This is a genomic window from Chryseobacterium jejuense, assembly GCF_017877355.1.
GTDB classification, from domain to species: domain Bacteria; phylum Bacteroidota; class Bacteroidia; order Flavobacteriales; family Weeksellaceae; genus Chryseobacterium; species Chryseobacterium jejuense_A.
The window spans coordinates 514,562-531,783 of sequence record NZ_JAGIPR010000002.1; the positions used below are offsets into that span (position 1 = coordinate 514,562).

13 protein-coding genes are annotated in these 17,222 nt (G+C 35.1%); 9 read left to right on the top strand and 4 right to left on the bottom strand.

All coding sequences use genetic code 11. From position 1 onward, the window contains the following. Window positions 1-42: 42 nt before the first annotated feature. The 6 genes from gyrB (at window position 43) to J2772_RS06110 (ending at window position 8,664) form a co-directional block, all read left to right on the top strand. Window positions 43-1,977, top strand: coding sequence for a DNA topoisomerase (ATP-hydrolyzing) subunit B (gene gyrB / locus J2772_RS06085; RefSeq protein ID WP_209914440.1), 1,935 nt, complete (start codon window positions 43-45; stop codon window positions 1,975-1,977). A gap of 82 nt (window positions 1,978-2,059) precedes the next feature. Then, window positions 2,060-2,482 (top strand): DUF5684 domain-containing protein, encoded by a 423-nt coding sequence (locus J2772_RS06090; protein ID WP_209914442.1) that lies wholly within the window; start codon window positions 2,060-2,062, stop codon window positions 2,480-2,482. A 494-nt stretch (window positions 2,483-2,976) separates the two neighbouring features. Further along, the gene (locus J2772_RS06095; RefSeq protein ID WP_209914445.1) at window positions 2,977-4,869 is read left to right on the top strand and encodes a DUF3857 domain-containing transglutaminase family protein; all 1,893 of its coding nucleotides are present in this window, start codon (window positions 2,977-2,979) and stop codon (window positions 4,867-4,869) included. Window positions 4,870-4,872: 3 nt separating this feature from the next. After that, window positions 4,873-6,837, top strand: coding sequence for a transglutaminase-like domain-containing protein (locus tag J2772_RS06100; protein ID WP_209914448.1), 1,965 nt, complete (start codon window positions 4,873-4,875; stop codon window positions 6,835-6,837). Between the two features lie 103 nt (window positions 6,838-6,940). After that, window positions 6,941-7,768 (top strand): RsiV family protein, encoded by an 828-nt coding sequence (locus J2772_RS06105; RefSeq protein ID WP_209914451.1) that lies wholly within the window; start codon window positions 6,941-6,943, stop codon window positions 7,766-7,768. A 44-nt stretch (window positions 7,769-7,812) separates the two neighbouring features. Next, on the top strand, window positions 7,813-8,664 hold the full coding sequence (locus J2772_RS06110; protein ID WP_209914454.1) for a diacylglycerol/lipid kinase family protein: 852 nt from the start codon (window positions 7,813-7,815) through the stop codon (window positions 8,662-8,664). Window positions 8,665-8,747: 83 nt separating this feature from the next. On the opposite strand, the gene J2772_RS06115 is transcribed toward J2772_RS06110, so the two are convergent. Together J2772_RS06115 and ggt are read right to left on the bottom strand one after the other, a co-directional pair. Further along, the gene (locus tag J2772_RS06115) at window positions 8,748-10,046 is read right to left on the bottom strand and encodes a dicarboxylate/amino acid:cation symporter (RefSeq protein ID WP_209914457.1); all 1,299 of its coding nucleotides are present in this window, start codon (window positions 10,044-10,046) and stop codon (window positions 8,748-8,750) included. Between the two features lie 186 nt (window positions 10,047-10,232). After that, window positions 10,233-11,921, bottom strand: coding sequence for a gamma-glutamyltransferase (gene ggt / locus J2772_RS06120; RefSeq protein ID WP_209914458.1), 1,689 nt, complete (start codon window positions 11,919-11,921; stop codon window positions 10,233-10,235). Window positions 11,922-12,303: 382 nt separating this feature from the next. Between ggt and J2772_RS06125 the strand changes: the two genes are divergently transcribed. Together J2772_RS06125 and J2772_RS06130 are read left to right on the top strand one after the other, a co-directional pair. Then, window positions 12,304-13,269, top strand: a complete 966-nt coding sequence (locus tag J2772_RS06125; RefSeq protein ID WP_209914461.1) for an NAD-dependent epimerase/dehydratase family protein — start codon at window positions 12,304-12,306, stop codon at window positions 13,267-13,269. A gap of 84 nt (window positions 13,270-13,353) precedes the next feature. Continuing rightward, entirely contained in the window at window positions 13,354-14,106 is a 753-nt protein-coding gene (locus J2772_RS06130; RefSeq protein WP_209914464.1) for a polysaccharide deacetylase family protein, read from the top strand. 102 nt (window positions 14,107-14,208) lie between these two features. Here J2772_RS06130 and J2772_RS06135 read toward each other — a convergent pair whose 3' ends face one another. Together J2772_RS06135 and J2772_RS06140 are read right to left on the bottom strand one after the other, a co-directional pair. Then, window positions 14,209-15,414, bottom strand: a complete 1,206-nt coding sequence (locus tag J2772_RS06135; protein WP_209914467.1) for a metallophosphoesterase — start codon at window positions 15,412-15,414, stop codon at window positions 14,209-14,211. A 69-nt stretch (window positions 15,415-15,483) separates the two neighbouring features. Next, entirely contained in the window at window positions 15,484-16,551 is a 1,068-nt protein-coding gene (locus J2772_RS06140; RefSeq protein WP_209914470.1) for a 3-oxoacyl-ACP synthase III family protein, read from the bottom strand. Window positions 16,552-16,652: 101 nt separating this feature from the next. On the opposite strand from J2772_RS06140, the gene J2772_RS06145 reads away from it, so the two are divergent. Then, window positions 16,653-17,222, top strand: a complete 570-nt coding sequence (locus J2772_RS06145; RefSeq protein WP_209914473.1) for a hypothetical protein — start codon at window positions 16,653-16,655, stop codon at window positions 17,220-17,222.

The window sequence follows — 17,222 nt, forward strand, 5'->3', positions numbered from 1 at the left end:
ATTTGTAAGTCTTTGCATATAGCAAGATTTTTAATATTTAATATGAGTCAAAAACAATATACAGCTAGTAGTATTCAGGCATTGGAAGGAATGGAGCACGTACGTATGCGCCCTTCAATGTACATTGGTGATGTAGGATTAAGAGGCCTTCACCATTTGGTTTATGAAGTAGTAGATAACTCTATCGACGAAGCATTGGCAGGATTCTGTGACACGATATTCGTTGCCATTAAAGAAGGAAACGGAATCGAGGTTAGCGATAACGGTAGGGGTATTCCGGTTGACTTCCACGAAAAAGAACAAAAATCTGCTCTTGAAGTTGTAATGACGAAAATTGGAGCCGGTGGTAAGTTCGATAAAGATTCTTACAAGGTTTCAGGAGGTCTTCACGGAGTAGGGGTATCGTGTGTGAATGCACTTTCCAACGAAATGATTACTACTGTTTACAGAGACGGGAACGTTTACCAGCAGATATATTCAAAAGGAAAAGCTCAAACAGGAGTAGAAGAGATCGGAAACAGTGATAAAAGAGGTACAAAGCAGTTCTTCCAGCCGGATGATACTATTTTTACAGAATTAGTTTACAATTACGATACATTAGCAACCCGTTTAAGAGAGCTTTCTTACCTTAATAAAGGAATTACGATTACCCTTACAGACGAAAGAGAGAAGGGAGAAGATGGTTCTTTCAAATCAGAAATTTTTCATTCTGAAGGAGGGTTAAAAGAATTCGTTGCTTACATTGATGGAAACCGTGAATCTATTATGGAGCACGTGATTTTCATGGAAGGAGAAAGAGATAATATCCCTGTAGAAGTAGCAATGCGTTACAACACTTCTTTCAACGAGAATCTTCACTCTTATGTAAATAACATCAACACTCATGAAGGAGGAACTCACCTGGCAGGTTTCAGAAGAGCTTTAACAAGAACTTTAAAGAAATATGCAGACGAATTGGGGCTTCCGGCAAAAGAAAAAGTAGAAATTACAGGAGATGACTTCCGTGAAGGATTAACCGCTGTAATTTCTGTAAAAGTAATGGAACCTCAGTTTGAAGGACAGACCAAAACGAAATTAGGGAATTCTGAAGTTTCTGGTGCTGTAGATAAAATTGTAGGGGAGATGCTTACTAACTTTTTGGAAGAGAACCCTAATGAAGCTAAGACTATTGTTCAAAAAGTTGTTCTAGCTGCAAAAGCAAGACAGGCTGCTAAGAAAGCCCGTGAAATGGTTCAGAGAAAATCTCCAATGGGAGGTTCAGGACTTCCCGGAAAACTATCTGACTGTTCATCTAAAGATCCGGCAGAATCAGAAATATTCCTTGTAGAGGGAGATTCCGCAGGAGGAACCGCTAAACAAGGACGTGACAGACACTTCCAGGCGATTCTTCCATTAAGAGGAAAAATTTTGAACGTAGAGAAATCTATGCTTCATAAAGTATATGATAACGAAGAGATCAGAAATATCTATACTGCTCTTGGAGTTTCTGTAGGAACAGAAGAAGATAGCAAAGCACTGAACATGGCTAAATTGAGATACCATAAGATCGTTATCATGACCGATGCCGATATTGATGGATCTCACATTTCTACCCTGATTCTTACTTTCTTCTTCAGATATATGAAGGAACTTATTGAGAACGGATATATTTATATTGCTCAACCACCTTTATATTTATTGAAGAGAGGGAACAAAAAGATATATGCTTATAACGAGAAAGAACGTGAAGAGTTTACTCTAGAAATGTCTCCGGACGGAAAAGGAGTTGAAGTACAACGTTACAAAGGTCTTGGGGAAATGAACCCAGAGCAGCTTTGGGAAACAACTCTTAACCCTGAACACAGAATTCTGAAGCAGGTGACTATTGATAATGCAGTAGAGGCAGACAGTGTTTTCTCAATGTTGATGGGAGATGAAGTTCCACCAAGAAGAGAATTTATCGAGAAAAATGCGAAATATGCAAAAATTGATGCATAAACGTTTTTAAAATATCAAAGAAAAGCTTCTAATTATTTAGAAGCTTTTTTTATATTTGAACAAACCAATAAAAAATAATAATATGTTAACTCTTTTACAAACAGACCCCTACAATGGGGTAGATGCAGTTTCTGGTGCAGCCGCTGCGGGATTAGGGATTGGATCAATGTTTATTAGCTTACTGGTATATCTGTTTTACGGGTATTGTATGTTCAAAATCTTTAAAAAGGCAGGCAGAGAAGATGCGTGGGCAGCTTTCGTTCCTATCTACAATGCTATTGTTATGCTGGATATTGTGAAAAAACCAATATGGTGGATCATCTTATTCTTAATTCCATTCGTAAATCTTTATGCCGCATGGGTAGTCAACGACAGATTGGCTAAAGGTTTTGGAAAAGAAACACCCCTTTATACAATTTTGCTATTTTTCTTAGGATTTATTTTTATTCCCGTGCTTGGGCTTGGAAGTGATACTTACGACAGTAAAAGAATACCGAATGATTAATTAAATAACAAAAGAACAAAAGAACAATAAAGACTTCAGAAATGAAGTCTTTATTGTTTGATATATATTAGGATATAGTATTAATTGTAATCTTTTGTAATATTAATTCTACAAATATTGAATTATTTAGATTGCTATTTATCCTAAATTTGGAAACGCAGACAATATGAAGTTTACCATTTCATATTTAAAAATTAATCTTAAATGATTAAAAAGGAATAATACATTCAAAACGTCATTTCTGTTTGTATAAAAATAACTTTTGATTATTTACAGCCTTATATTAAGGTAGATTTAGGATAGTGCTTTTTTAAGTATTAGTTGAGGCTCCACATCGTGGAGCCTCTTTATTTCATCAATTAGAGAAAATTATATATTGTAATTAATTGAAAATCAATATGTTTTTGCTTTGTTTTTAGTGAGGTTAATTTTTTTTGATATTATTTTTTTAACAGTTATTAGGATTTTATTATTTTTGCCCAATTATAATGACCATGATGAAAATATTATTTCTTGGGGCCTTGTCTACAGCTTCAATGTATTTCGCCCAAATCTATCCGGCATCTTCAATTCCAGAAAACTTAAAGAAAAATGCTAATGCAATCATCAGAAAAAATCTAACAACAGTTCAGATTAATAAAATAGATGAAATAAAATACCAATACAACACCATAACTACAGTTTTAAATAAAGATGGAAGTGAAAAAGCAATAGCTTATATTCCTTATGATAAAGCAAGAAGTATTTCTGATATAAAGGTTATTATCTACGATGAATTTGGTAAGAAGATAAAAAGCTATTCAAAATCGGACTTTAGCGACTTTGCCAATAATACACAAGGAGTGTTTTATTCTGATAACAGGGTAATGGTATTTTCATATACTCCTGTTCAATATCCTTATACTATTGATTTTTCATATGAGTCTGAAGATAAAAATACCATTTTTATTCCTGACTTTGTACCATTTTATTCTACCAATACATCTTTGGAAGAAGCACAGATGAAAATTATCAATACTTCTGGAATTGACCTTCGAACCAAAATTTATCCGTCAAAGTATAATTATACCTCAGTAATTGAAGGAGGAAACGGAAATGAAAAAACGTATTCTTATAAAAATGTTCCAGCAATTGGTGAGGTTTCAATGATCCCGGAAACTGTTAAAATATTACCTAAAGTAAGTTTTGCGCTTACCAAGTTTAACCTGGCTGGAAAACACGGAACATTGAATAACTGGACAGATTTCGGAACCTGGTATTATAACAATCTTATTGATCCGGTGGCGGTATCCACTCCTGATATTAAAGCTGAAGTGGCAGCTTTACAGCTTCAGGGTTCGGTAGAAGAAAAAGTAAAGAAGATCTATCAGTATATGCAGACCAAAACCAGATATATATATGTGGGATTAGGAATTGGCGGCTGGCTTCCTATGATGCCAGATGAGGTTCATAAGAAAGGATATGGAGACTGTAAAGGTCTTACCAATTATATGAAAATCTTATTGGATGAAGCTGGAATTCCTTCTTATTATTGTGTTATCAATTCAGGATTTTCTCAGGTTTCTTTTGATCCGGACTTCCCTAAAATGGGTGGAAACCATGCTATTTTAATGGTTCCTACAGAAAAGGGAAATATCTGGCTTGAAAATACTTCACAACAGACGGCATTTAATCATTTGGGATATAGTACGACGGACAGGAATGTACTTTCCATAAAGAAAAATGGAATAGAGCTAATTAATACTCCGGTATATTCAGCGGATCAGAATAAGGAAAAACAAAAACTGAAAATAAAGATAGGAGAGGATAACAGTATTACAGGGGAAGGAAATTTTTTCTACACCGGAAGTCAATATGATTACAATCTTGGATTTGTAAACTTTAGTCCGAAAGAAAAGAATGATGCCTTGAAAAAAAGGCTTGATGTCTTAAACTTTGAGAAAGTTGAAATGAAAAACTTTGTTAATAACAAAGACAATGCTGTCATTACCTATGATATCGATTTTAAAACCAATAATTATTGTAAAAATGCAGGTAGCAGTCTTATATTCAGAGCGGTTCCTATTTTTTCAGACAGTGTTTACAAAACAGATGAAAACCGTGAGCTTCCTTTTGAAATAAGACAATCTTTTGAAGATGAATATGAGATCAGTTTTATGATTCCTAAAGGTTATAAAACTGATGAAACTCCTGATGATTCCAATATCAGCTCTGAATTTGGGAATTACAAACTAAGTTTTGTTAAAAATGGAGAAGAAATAAAAGTAATGCGGAAGATTCAGATCAATAAAGGAACTTATCCAAAAGAGAAATACAATGATTATGTAAGGTTCAGAAAAAAAATAATCAACCTGGATAACTCAAAAATTTTAATCACAAAAATATAAAAGATGAAAAAAATAATATTAGTGCTGATATGTTCAGCAAATGTAATGATGGTTCAAGCTCAGAAGCATGAGTTTCTAAACCCACCTAAATTTTCTGATTCAGATCTTTCCAAAGCAAAATCATTATTAGATGAAACAGCTTCTGCAGAGATTTTATATAAGTCTGTACATTTTATGATTGATAGTTCTACAGGGTACCTAAATAAAAAAGTATTTTATAGAATAAAGATTTATGATAAAGATAAGGCAGAAGATTGGCTTAATCTTGAAATTCCTCTTTATCAGATGAGTAGCAGTAATCAGGAAAAACTGAACAAATTCAAAGCTTTTACTTACAATCTAGAAAATGGAAATGTGGCCCAGACAAAAGTAGAAAAAAGCTCTCAGTATAAAAGTAAAGAGAGCAAAAATGTAAATATAACGAAGTTTGCTTTTCCTAATGTGAAGAATGGCTCTGTATTAGAATATCAATATGAGGTTTTATCTCCATTTTTGTATTCAATTCCAGAAGTTTTGATTGAAACAGATACGCCTTCTCTTTATACAGAATATATTTTTGATACGCCAATGAGTATTGCTTATAATATTAGCTATACCGGAGGTTTAGCTCCTAAATATAAAGTGATGGAAGAACAGTCTATTTACGGAGGTCAATATAAAACGTTTAGGTTTGCGTATGAAAATGTAAAAGGATTTAAAACAGAAAAGTTTGTTAGAAATGATAGAAATTATAGGACAAAAGTAAGTGCGGAGTTGAATTCCACTTATTTTAGTCAGATGAATACATATTCTCCTTCAGGAGGAGATCTTAAACTTTATTCATCTTCATGGGATCAAATTCGCAAAAGACTATTTGAAAATGAAGATTTTGGATTAGAACTGAAGAAGACAAGATTAGCCAAAGAGAATATGCCTTCAGGTATAATGGATATGAAAACGGATATTGAGAAGGCTAATTCTATTTTTTCATACGTTCAAAAAACATTTACATGGAATAAAAATAAAGGTATTTACGTAGAAGATGGTATTAAAAGGCTATTGGAAACAAAAGTAGGTAATGCTGCAGAAATTAATTTATTCCTTATTATGCTCTTGCGTGAAGCGGGCATTAAGTCTGATCCGTTGATTATTTCTACTGTAGAAAATGGGTTTATTAATCTTTTGTCACCCAATGTTTCTAATATGAATTTTGTATTAGCAGTAATAGATGTCAATGGTGAATATCATACTTATGATGCTACTTCTAAGCAGTCTTCTGTAGATCAGTTGCCTTTGAGAGACTGGAATCAATATGGAATTCTATTAGCAAAAAATAAAGCTGAGCAGATTCAAATGAAAAATATAAAGCCAAGTAGTACTTTCCTTACAGTAGATGCAAAGATTAATGATGATGGGAGTATTTCCGGATCTTATTCCGACAGAGATACAGGAACTTTTGCCATGCATGTAAAAGATAGCTATGATGAAAATCCTGAAAAATATAAAAAACAATATAAAGAGAATTTCTCAATAGATTTTACCCAAATTGATGCTAAAGTATTAGATACTGGAGAATTTGAATGTGCAATGAACTTTTCTTCATCCAATTTAATAGATAGAGTAGGAAAAAAAATAATCGTCAACCCAATGTTATTTTTAAGCAAAACATTTAATGAATTCGATCAAATGGAGGTTAGAAAATATCCTATTGACTTCGGAGCACCTACTACAAAAGTTAAAAAGGTGACACTTGAAATCCCTGAAGGATATACCATCGAAGAATTACCTAAGAATAAAAGAATTGTGACTGACGATAAACAGATAGAATACAGTTATATGATTGAGCAAAAAGGAAATAAACTAGAAGTAACATCTACTACAAAGATTTCCAGTGCCGATTATCCAAAAGAATATTATCCTGCATTCAAACAAATTTGGGGAGTAGCTTCTAAACATGAAAATCAGGTGATCAGCTTAGTAAAGAAGTAATTGTGAACTATTTGTAACCGTAATTTTATTTTTTTTGAATAATTTTTTTTAAAACCATTCATCTTTTGAATGGTTTTTGTATTGAATACCAAAAATTAGAATTATGAAAAATACAATAGCTGTTCTTGCACTTTCGTCATTATTTGTTTTTACTGCCTGTAAGAAAAATGAAACAGCAGCAACATCAACGGAGAAAACAGAAAATAAAAAATCTGAAGAATTTGTAGTAGACTCAGTAATAATAAAAGATTCTACAAAAATTACCGATTCCTTAAAGCTTAATTATACTTCCAAACTGTTGGTGTTTCCTACTATAAAAGATAAAAAGCTGTTAGACAGTATCTATTTCCAAAATGATAAAATAAAAGACTTTTCCAAGACTGGCCTGCAGGCTTATCTGGAGACTGAAAAAAATAATTACTTCAGCTCTGTAAAAAATGACAGTAAGGATTGGGCTTCAGATATTACCTATGCCCAGGATTGGTATTCAAGTTCCCATATGAACCTCGTATCCAATAGTAACGGCTATATGCATATTCAATATACAGGAAGCGGATATGAAGGTGGGGCACATGACAATTATGGATTTTCAGAAAGAATATTTGACCTTAAAAACAATAAAAAATTAGAATTAAAAGATATTACTTCCACTTCAAAAGCTAAACTTGAAGAGATGCTGATGAAAAATATCAATAACATCAACAGCGGAACCATGGACGGAGACGGAAGTGTAAAAAACTCAGAAATGTTACTGGTAGAAAAGATTCCGGCTTCAAACAACTTCTATTTTGATGATAAAAACCTATATTTTCACTACAGTCCATATGAAATTGCAGCATTTGCAGCAGGAGATATCACCATTCCTATTTCATGGGAAGAGTTGAAAGGCACTTTAAATGTAGAATTTAAAGAAAGAATGAAAATTAAATAGCTTAATGCTTCCGGGTTCAGGAAGCATTTTCTATTTTTGTGGTAATGGAAAAAGTAGCTTTTATCATCAATCCTTTTTCGGCCAAAAAGAATTATCAGCCGTTTTTGAATGAACTTAAAAACAAGGTAGGTAATCCTTTGTATTATGTCTCCGAATCTATTCCGGGAACAGACGAATTTATCAGAACATATTTTGATAAAGTAGATATTTTCGTAGCCATTGGAGGTGACGGAACAATTTCTACCGTGGCAAAGAATCTGATTTCTACAGATAAAATACTGGCTATCTTCCCGGCAGGATCAGGAAATGGATTTTCCAATGAGACCCGTTTCAGTAAGAATCTGGATGAACTTTTAGAGAAAATAAAAGCTAAACAATCCAGAAAGATTGATACTTTTACTGTCAACGACAGGCTTTCCATCAACGTTTCAGGAACAGGGTTTGACGGAAAAGTGGTAAAAGAATTCGAAAAAACCAGTCGTGGTTTTAAAAACTATATCAAAGTTTCACTGAAAACATTCTTTAACTATAGACCGATTAAGGTTACCTTTTTTGATGAAGAATATAAACAGTACAATGGCAGATACCTGATGCTGAATGTTGCTAATACCCGCCAATTTGGAAATAATGCCTATATCGCACCCAAAGCTAGTAAAAGTGATGGATTGGTAGACATGGTTTTGGTTAAGAAATTCCCTTTGACCTATTCCGCTTTGTTCGCTTTCAGAATGTTTACCAAAAGATTAAAGGATGATGAGTATGTAACTTATCTTCCTGTTTCAGAGATTTCATTTAAAGTCAATACCAAAAACTGGCACCTTGATGGTGAGTTCAATAAGATAGAATCACCAGTTCATGTGAAAGTACAGCCAGCAAGCTTGAATATTTTAGTTTAAAGTTATTGGGTGTAAATTTCATCATTCACTATTCACTTGCGAAGCAATATTGACTATTGACAGCCACTGCAGTCCCGTATCTTTTATTTTTTTATTTGGAAATCTCCTTCCAACTCTTTTTCAATTACATCAGGATTATCCAGACAATACTGTAACTGCTTTTTATCCAGCTGCTTTTCCCAATTTGCCACAACAACAGTGGCCACAGAATTTCCGATAACATTCGTTAAGGCACGACATTCACTCATAAACTTATCAATTCCTAAGATAAGTGTCATTCCAGCTATTGGAATTTCCGGGACAACCGCTAATGTTGCTGCCAATGTCACAAAACCTGCACCGGTAACACCTGCTGCACCTTTTGAACTTAGCATGGCTACCAGAAGAAGCATCAGTTGTTTTTCAATGGGAAGGTGAATGTTGAGTGCCTGGGCTATAAACAGTGATGCAAGTGTCATATAAATATTAGTTCCGTCAAGATTGAAAGAATACCCCGTAGGAACCACAAGGCCTACAATCGTTCGGGAGCAGCCTGCTTTTTCCATTTTTTCCATGATTCCCGGAAGGGCAGATTCCGAAGAACTTGTTCCCAAAACCAAAAGAAGTTCTTCTTTAAGATAAAATAGCAGCTTAAAAATATTGAATCCGTTGTACCAAGCCACCGATCCTAAAACTAAAACGACAAAAAGGAAAGACGTAATATAGAAAGTAGCCACCAGGAATATAAGATTCAAGACAGAATGAAGACCATATTTTCCTATGGTAAATGCCATGGCTCCAAAAGCGCCGATGGGGGCAAGTTTCATTAGAATATGAACAATTTTAAATATCGGAGCAGACAGGTTCTGAAGGAGATCAGTTACTTTCTGGCTTTTTTCCTTTGTTAAAACCAATGCAACACCCATTAAAATAGCAACAAGAAGAACCTGAAGAATATTATCACCTACCAAAGGGCTAAAAAGCGTTTCTGGAATGATATTCATAATAAACCCTGTAAGCGTAGATTCATGAGCTTTCTCCTGATATTCAGATACATTTCCTGAAAGGGTTGCCGGATCAATATTTAAACCATGACCGGGCTGTAAAAGGTTTCCAACCACGAGACCAATGATAAGGGCTAGGGTAGAGAAGGTAAAAAAATAGATCATTGCTTTTATGGCAATCCTTCCTACTTTTTTGAGGTCAGTCATATGAGCAATTCCCAAGGTAAGTGTAATGAAGATGACCGGAGCAATAATCATTTTTACCAATTTGATAAATCCATCCCCTAAAGGTTTCATTTTTTCTCCCAATTCAGGATAGAAGTTTCCGAGTAAAACACCTGCACTAATTGCGACGATAACCTGGAAATAAAGCTGATTGTGTAAGTTTTTTGCTTTCAATGAACAGTCGTTTTGTTTTTTTAAGGGCGAAAATTAAGAAATTTCATCTAAAAAACTGACAAAAGTCATGGGAATTAATCTGTTGCTTCTTACTTGATAGATGTAAAAAAGACTTCGGCTTTATTCTTTGCAGACAAAATCGTCTATAGAATGAAGCCGAAGTTATATTGTTGGTAAGGTAAATATTTATTCTACTGCTACAGAGTCATCACCACGCCCGTCTGCCACAGCATGGATGTTTCCGCTTTCGTCAATGACAATCACTTCTGTTTTTCCGATTTGTTTTACCTTTTCAAAGGTGTAGTTTTTCTTTTTCAGTTCTGCGATCGTGCTTTCAGGGAAATTGTTTTCCACTTTTATTGTTTCTGGCAACCATTGGTGATGGAATTTAGGAGCGTTTACCGCAATATTAGCGTTTTGCTTAAAATCAACTACATTGACAATAGATTGATACACAGAAGTCGGAATTGTAGTTCCTCCCGGAGTTCCCACTACCATATAAGGTTTTCCATTTTTAAGCAGAATAGTAGGCGTCATGGAAGAAAGCATTCTTTTATTGGGCTGAATAGAATTTGCTTCTCCGCCTACCGCTCCAAACATGTTCGGAACTCCTGGCTTAATGGAGAAATCATCCATTTCATTATTTAAAAAGAAACCGGCTCCAGAAACGAGTACTTTACTCCCATAATATCCGTTTAGGGTAGTGGTTACAGATGCAGCATTTCCATCCTTATCAAGCACAGAAATATGAGTGGTTTGAGTTGATTCTTTAGGCTGTTCTATGATTTTTCCGACTTCTGCACTTGGAGTTGCCTTATCAAAGCTGAAACTTTTCCATCTTCCTTTTAAGTATTCGTCAGAAATCAGATAAGTAGTTTTATCCTGAATAAAATCCGGATCTCCCATATATTCAGCTCTGTCAGCAAAAGCTCTTCTTTCCGCTTCAGTCATGATCTGAACAGCTTGTGCTGAGTTCTGTTGGTACTTTTCAAGGTTTTCAAAGCTAGCCATTCTCAACATTTGGGCAAGAAGTAACCCACCGCTTGAAGGTAAAGGCATTGAAACTACGTTATTTCCCTTGTATTCAAATTCCAGAGCTTTTCGTTCTGCAACCTTATAGTTTTTAAGGTCTTCCAAAGTAATGATTCCGTTCCCTCTCTTCATTTCATCGATCAGAAGATCCGCTGTTTTACCTTCATAGAATCCTTTTGCGCCCAGTTTTTGGATCAGTTTTAAAGTTTCTGCCAGGTCTTTCTGTATTAAAAGGTCGCCTGCTTTCCATGGGACATTCTTTACAAAAATGATGGCCGATTTATTATGTTTCTTAAAATGTTCCGTATTATTGTTAAGCATCTCAGCTTCCTGTTCAGTGATGGCGAATCCCTGTTCTGCCAGATCAATAGCTGGCTGAATGATCTTTTCCATTGGAAGTTTACAGTATTTCAGCGTAGCAAAGAATCCGGCCACACTTCCTGGAATACCTACTGCCAGACGTCCGTTTTGAGATAAGTCTGTGTTGGCTCTTCCGTTTTTATCGAGATACATATCTATGGAAGCCTTTTTAGGAGCTGTTTCCCTGTAATCCAGCGTGAATTTTTCACCATTATTCTTTACACCCACTAAAAATCCACCACCGCCAATATTTCCTGCCTGTGGATACACTACAGCTAATGCGTACTGAGTTGCTGTAATGGCGTCATAAGCATTTCCACCCATTCTCAGGATTTTTGCTCCCGCTTCACTGGCTAATGGATGTGCAGATACTACTACACCTTTATTCTTAACCTTTACCTCTTTTACAATATTGATATCTGTAAACTGAGCCCAGCTAAGCTGGCTGGCTAATATAATCGAAGCAATTAAAATCTTCTTCATACTGATTGTTTTTCTTATAACAAAAATATGGAAATTACATCAATAACCTTAGCTTGAGGTAAGGAAAATAATACCATGAAGTCAGGAAGTTGGCAGAGAGATACTGGAAGCTTGTAATGGGGTAATAAATTGTAAATAGCCTTTACGATTGAAGTATATTAGTTCGGGGATTTTTAAAATAATTGTTTCATTTTCAGTGATTTAATGTTTTTTTTTTATTCTTGCTTCAGGCTTCCTGTTGTGATGAGAAATAGAAATGTTTTATCAGAGTTTAAGTTAAATAATTTTCACGGCAATTGGGAAATATATTTTAAATACACCTTTATTATTATGGTTGACATGTTTTTTTTACTTTTGTACAATTCTAAAAAAAATCTAAAAAATGGAATCCTATACGGAAAGAATACTGATTACAGGTGCTTTGGGACAAATCGGCACCGAGCTTACCAATAGACTTGTTGAAATTCACGGAGCGGAAAATGTTGTCGCTTCTGGTCTGGATAGATGGCAGGAGGGAATTACTTCTGCAGGTCACTATGAGAGAATGGATGTTACCAACACTCAATTAGTGAGACAGGTTGTAAAGGATTATGATATCACTACAGTGTATCACCTGGCATCGCTTTTATCCGGAACTTCGGAAAAACAGCCTATTTTTGCATGGAAACTGAATCTTGAGCCTCTTCTTCATTTTTGTGAAATGGCGAAAGAAGGGCTTCTTAAAAAGATCTTCTGGCCAAGTTCCATTGCGGTGTTTGGAAAAGGAATTCCAAAGCATGATGTAGGACAGGATGTAGTGCTGAATCCAACAACTGTTTATGGAATCTCTAAGATGGCAGGGGAGAAGTGGTGTGAATACTATTTCGATAAATATGGAGTGGATGTAAGAAGTATCAGATACCCTGGATTGATTTCCTGGAAGACTCCGGCAGGTGGTGGAACAACTGATTATGCTGTTGAGATTTTTTACAAAGCTATTGAAGACGGAAAATACACAAGTTTTATTTCCGAGAACACAGGAATGCCAATGTTGTATATGGATGATGCCATCAATGCAACTCTGAAATTAATGGACGCTCCAAAGGAAAGTGTAACCGTTCGTTCATCTTATAATTTAGGAGGAATGTCATTTACTCCAAAAGAATTGGCGGAAGAAATTAAGAAAGAAATCCCGGATTTCAGCATTGATTATAACCCGGATTTCAGACAAGCTATTGCAGATTCCTGGCCAGCTTCTATTGATGATTCTGTAGCTAAAAAAGATTGGGGACTAGCTTATGATTTCGGAATTTCTGAAATGACGAAAGATATGATTAAGAATCTCAAAGTAAAACTAGCTAAGTATTAATAACGTTAAGTAATACTTTGATTAAATATTATTTTAACATCTGATTTTTAATTTATTATAACTTTTATCTAAAATTTAATTTAAATGGTTTTATTAACTTTTAACATTACAAATATTGAGTCAGAAGCAAAAAACGGCTCTCAGATTAGCAGTGGTGAAAGGTTGAAAATTACCGAAGAGAATACAAAAGCGATTCTCAGAATTTTAGATATTCATGATACAAAAGCAAGTTTTTTTGTAGAGGTTTCTCTCACTGAAAAACTGCAGAATCTTATAAAAGCAATTTCATCCAAAGGGCATGAAATTGCTTTTTATAATCATGGTTCAAATCTTGAAGAAATAGAAAATGCCAAGAAGAATATTCAGGAACTTTTAGAAAAACAGATACGTGGAATTCGTCAGAAAGATGTAAAAATCTCACAGGAAAGTCTGAAGCTTTTGGAGTTCAATTATGTCTCTAATATAGATAATGCCAATATTCTTTTTCCGTTCAAACGCCTGAAAAGAGATACCGAAATTACAGAAGAAGATGGGCTGAGTATTGTGCCGGAAAGTATCTCTCCTTACAGTCAGTTGCCTTACAATGATTTTGTATTTCAGATTCTGCCAATGAAGTATTACCAGAACATGGTATTGGAAACATTGCAGAATGAAGAATTTGTTTTGATCTATCTTAATGCATGGCAGTTTACGGATTTCAAGAAATACCGTTTTGATATTCCTTTTTACCGAAGCTTATTTTCGGGCAAAAAAATGGAGGACAAATTAGATGCCCTCCTTACTTTTCTTAACGAGAAAGATATGGCTACTTCCCGTATGAAAGATTATATATTTTAGGTTATAGGGATTAGGTTGTAGAGATCAGAGGAACGCTGTTTGTCATGGTTGACTATATTTAGTTTCTTAATTTCCAACTTAAGCCTTAAACTTTGAGCTCAACTAGCTTAGTTCAAAAAGAGTGATCTCCGGTAAAACACCCACTCTTCCCGGGTATCCCAATACTCCGAACCCTCTGTTTACATACAGTAACTTTCCTTCGCTTTCATAAAGATCTGCCCATTTTGGGTAACGATACTGAACAGGTGACCATTTTACATTTTTAAGATCCAGTCCAAACTGCATTCCGTGAGTATGTCCTGAAAGGGTTAAGTGGATGTTTCCGGGGTGTTTTTTTACCACATGATCAAAATGGGTAGGGTCATGGCTCATTAATATTTTTGCTGCGGATTCCGGAACTCCTTTTAAAGCGTCATCAATTTTGCCGAACTGAGGGAATGGTTTTAATCCCCAGTTTTCAACCCCAAGAATGTATAGTTTTTCTCCGTTCTTTTCAATGATTCTGTGCTCGTTTCTCAATAGATCAAATCCTGCCTGTTTTTCATAATCAATCAGGGTGTCAAGGTTCTTTTTCTTGGCTTCCGGAGAATCCCAGGTTACATAATCAGCATAATCATGGTTTCCCAATACAGCAAATTTACCGTCTTTAGCCTTAATTTGTGAAAACAAAGGAATGAATGGTTTGAACTCATCAGCTACATTGTTAACCATATCTCCGGTGAATAAAACAAGATCGGGCTTTTGCTCGTTGATCAGATCAATAGCATGTTGCAGTTTGCTGGGATCAGAGAAGCTTCCACTATGAACATCAGAGATCTGAATAATTTTATATCCTTTAAAACTTTTTGCAAGATCGGGGAATTTAACCTTTACTCTTCGCACCTTATGGCGGTATTTCCCGAATGTAATACCATCAATGAACAGGGCAGAAAACACTCCACTCATACCCAATCCGACAAGGCTCAGGAATTTTCTCCTTTCCGGGAAGAAATTTTCAGACGGTTTTGCAAAGCCCACCAAATAACCTCCGGTTCTTACAATATCATCAATCAAGAGGAATAAAACAATAAAAACTTTTGGAAGAATAAATATCAGAAATACTGAGATCATGATCTGAGCTCTCAGCATGCTTCGGTCTGATCTCTGATAATGGGTAACTTCATAAGCGAAGATGGCATACACAATTAAAGATACTGTCCAATACCCCGTTCTTATCCAGAAGTTGTCTGTAAGGGTTCTGATGGCCTGATAGATGTAAATCTCCAAAAACAGGAAGATTCCAGCGGTGATTAAAAGATTCTTTGGCATATTCTGATTCAAAAAAAGCACAAAAGAAGACTTCCTTTGTGCTTTTTATATTTTTAATTAAAATTATTTTTAAGGAAATCTGTAAACGATAGCATTGATGTTCATTCCGGCACCTACCGAAGTCATTACAATGTTACCATTCTCTTTAAACGATTGACCTTCCATTTTTCCTTTAATTATTAAATCATACATAGTAGGAATGGTAGCAACAGATGTATTTCCAAGGTTTTGGATCGTCATAGGAGAGATGGCGTGATCGTATTCTTTCACATCGTAAAGTCTGTGAAGTCTTTCAATCATAGCGTAATCCATTTTAGCATTAGCCTGGTGGATAAGAATTTTGTCGATATCTTCAATAGAAAGTCCTGCGTCAGTAATGGTGTCTTTAATAGCTACAGGAACGTTTTTAAGAGCGTATTCATAGATTTTTCTACCTAACATTCTTACGTAAAGACGCTTTTGATCTACTTCTTTGTTAATAGATGGCTGATTTTCAAGATAATTCAATTCAGGACCATTGTCGCAGATGGTATTGTGAGCAATGATTCCTACATTTTCCTCATCTGTTGCTTTTACGATTACCGCTCCGGCACCGTCAGCAAAGATCATTCTGTTTCTGTCATGCGGGTCAGTTACGCGGCTTAAAGTTTCAGCTCCAATAATAAGAATAGTTTTGGCAACCTTAGCTTTAATAAGGTTGTCTGCTAAAATCATACCTTCTACCCATCCCGGGCAACCGAAAATCATGTCATACGTTACACATTTTCTGTTTTTAATTCCTAGTTTGTTCTTAACTCTTGCTGCCATTGTTGGCATAAAGTCCGCGTATCCGTTCTCGGTAACTTCCCCGAAATTACTTGCGTAAATAATATAGTCCAGTTCTTCGCCGTCTACTTTTGCATCCTCAAGGGCAATTTTTGCGGCTTCATAACCGATCTGTGAATTGGAAAGATCATCTTCAATAAATCTCCTGTTTTCGATTTCTGTAATTTCTACAAACTTCGCAATGGTCTCTTCCACAGGTTTTTCAATCTTTACTCCATCTTCGGTGTAGAACTCGGAATTCATGAAGTAATCTCTACCAACAACTCTGTTCGGAATATAACATCCAGAGCCAATAATGATCGTATTCGACATTCGTTTATATGATTTTTTTAAAGATGCAAAGTTAATAATTAATATTAATAACAGAGAATTAAAAATATTATTAAATTTGCAAAAATTGTACTTTACAATCTATGAAAAACAACCCATCCTTAAAAGGCTTACTTATTGCAGGTGTGGCGTTTATCGTTGCCTTTGGGATCTACTTCCTTTTTTTAGCCAAGAAGAATTATTATGTTGTAGATAATCCTACCCCCAACACGTATTACTTTAAAATCAATAACGGTTCTGAAGGAGTTATATCAGCGGGGCAGTATGTGCATGTGGATTTGAATAAGGGAAAAAACTCTATTCAGGTTTTCGATCAGAATAAAAAAATGCTTTACGATTCGGCATTTGAAGTAAACAAACTTCGTGGTCTGCTTAATATTGCGCATCAGGATTACTACGTGAATGAACAGTACTACGGGTATAACCTTAAAAAAGATTCGTTATTGACAGCGCTTGACAAGACTGTTATTGACGGTAAGGATTACTACGGAGGAGCAAAGCGTTTCAATAAGCTTTACACAGAAGATTTTTATTACAATGTAGATGAAGATTATGACAAAGTGATTAAGAATGTCCAGAAAGTGGAATCAAGATCAAAAGTCTTCAGAAAGCAGGATTTCCTAAATTATTATAAAGAATATTACAAGTTTTAA